Consider the following 2,153-nt stretch of genomic DNA (forward strand, 5'->3'; position numbering starts at 1 on the left):
GCAGAACGACGCGATCGCCTCGGTCAGCGCGGTCGCGTTGTTGTCCGGGTAGCGGTTGATGTTGCGCGCCGCCTCACCGATCGCCTCGACGACCGCGGGCAGCGGCGGTTGTCACCGGACGAGGTGGCGCGCTATCTGTTCCGCAGGGTCGTGTCGTGGGGCCGCAGCAGCAACGTGTTCCTTCGCAACGGGGCCCGGCTCTACCTGGACGTGGGGAGCCATCCGGAGTACGCGACGCCGGAGTGCGACAGCGTCGTCGACCTGGTGACGCATGACAAGGCGGGCGAGCGGATCCTGGAGGGTCTCCTGGTCGACGCCGAGCGGCGCCTCCGCGAGGAGGGCATCGCCGGCGACATCTACCTGTTCAAGAACAACACCGACTCGGCCGGCAACTCCTACGGCTGCCACGAGAACTACCTGGTGGGGCGGCACGGCGAGTTCGGCCGGCTCGCGGACGTGCTGATCCCGTACCTGGTGACGCGGCAGATCATCTGCGGCGCCGGAAAGGTCCTGCAGACCCCCCGCGGCGCGGTGTACTGCGTGTCGCAGCGGGCGGAGCACATCTGGGAGGGCGTGTCGTCGGCGACGACGCGGTCCCGTCCCATCATCAACACCCGCGACGAGCCGCACGCCGACGCCGAGCGGTTCCGGCGCCTGCACGTGATCGTCGGCGACTCCAACATGAGCGAGACGACGATGCTGCTCAAGGTCGGGGCCACCGACCTGGTGCTGCGGATGATCGAGGCCGGCGTGGTGATGCGCGACCTCACCCTGGAGAACCCGATCCGGGCGATCCGCGAGGTCAGCCACGACATGACGGGCCGCCGGAAGGTGCGGCTGGCCAACGGCCGCGAGGCCAGCTCGCTGGAGATCCAGAAGGAGTACTACGGCAAGGCGCGCGACTTCGTGGACGCGCGGGGCGGCGACGCGACGGCCAAGCGCGTGCTCGAGCTGTGGGAGCGGACCCTGCGCGCGGTCGAGACCGGCGACCTGGACCTGGTCTCGCGCGAGATCGACTGGGTGATCAAGTACAAGCTGATCGAGCGGTACCGGCGCAAGTACGACCTGCCGCTGTCGTCGCCGCGCGTGGCCCAGCTCGACCTCACCTACCACGACGTCCACCGCGACCGCGGGCTGTACTACCTGCTGGAGAAGCGGGGCTCGGTCGACCGGGTGTCGCGCGACCTCGACATCTTCGAGGCGAAGTCGGTGCCTCCGCAGACGACGCGGGCGCGGCTGCGGGGCGAGTTCATCCGCAAGGCGCAGGAGAAGCGGCGCGACTTCACGGTGGACTGGGTCCATCTGAAGCTGAACGACCAGGCGCAGCGGACGGTGCTGTGCAAGGACCCGTTCCGCTCCGTGGACGAGCGCGTGGACAAGCTCATCGCCGGCATGTAGGCACGGGCGCGGCGGTCCCGGACGCGCGTCCGGGACCGCGCGGGACGACACGCGCACGGCAGGTTACCGGCAGGTCACCAGGGCGGTAGGGTGAGCGCGCAGTAGCGCTCACCACCCCCCGAAGGACCCCGTATGCGCCGTCGTGTTCGGTTGCTCCCCGCGGCCGTCGTGCTCGCCCTGCCGCTCGCGCTGTCCGCCGCCTGCTCGGGCGGCGGCGTGGACGTCGAGGTGAGCGGGGACTTCGGGAAGCTGCCGCAGGTGAAGTTCCCGAAGGGGGCGCCCGGTGACTCCTTCGCGGTGAAGACCGTCAAGAAGGGCACGGGAACGGCGGCGCGCAAGGGCGACCTCGTCGTGGCCGACTACGTCGGCTACCGGTGGAACAAGGGCGGGCGCAAGCTGCTGGCCAGCAGCTACTCCAAGGGCGAGCCGGGCGCGTTCCCCACCGGCCGGCTGGTGCCCGGCCTGACGAAGGCGTTCGACGGGGTGCGGCCGGGGTCCCGGGTGGTGACCCGCATCCCGCCGAAGGACGGCTTCGGCGACGAGGGCGACCCGAAGCACCAGGTGGGCGGCGACGACACGCTGGTGTACGTCCTGGACGTCCGGGCGGTGTACCCGCGGACGGCGGGCCCGCACGGCGCGCGGCAGGCGCCGCTGGACGAGCCGGGGCTGCCGAAGGTGGCGGACGCGGCGGCGGGGCAGACGCCGGCGGTGACGATGCCGCGCTCGGCCCCGCCGAAGGGCCTCCAGGTCCGGAC

General features: G+C 71.4%; 1 protein-coding gene and 2 pseudogenes. 2 read left to right on the plus strand and 1 reads right to left on the minus strand.

Features of this window, described 5'->3' with window-relative positions:
- Positions 1–108, minus strand: a pseudogene (locus AB0C69_RS41555) (aminotransferase); the annotation flags it as partial.
- Here AB0C69_RS41555 and pafA point away from each other — a divergent pair.
- Positions 94–1,398, plus strand: a pseudogene (pafA, locus tag AB0C69_RS41560) (Pup--protein ligase); the annotation flags it as partial. The pseudogenes AB0C69_RS41555 and pafA sit on opposite strands and share 15 nt — an antisense overlap.
- Before the next feature lie 132 nt (positions 1,399–1,530).
- Positions 1,531–2,153 (plus strand): FKBP-type peptidyl-prolyl cis-trans isomerase (locus tag AB0C69_RS41565; protein WP_360362275.1); only part of this gene is annotated, 623 nt, incomplete at its 3' end.

The sequence above is a fragment of the Actinomadura sp. NPDC048032 genome, from assembly GCF_040653175.1.
GTDB classification, from domain to species: Bacteria; Actinomycetota; Actinomycetes; order Streptosporangiales; family Streptosporangiaceae; genus Spirillospora; species Spirillospora verrucosospora.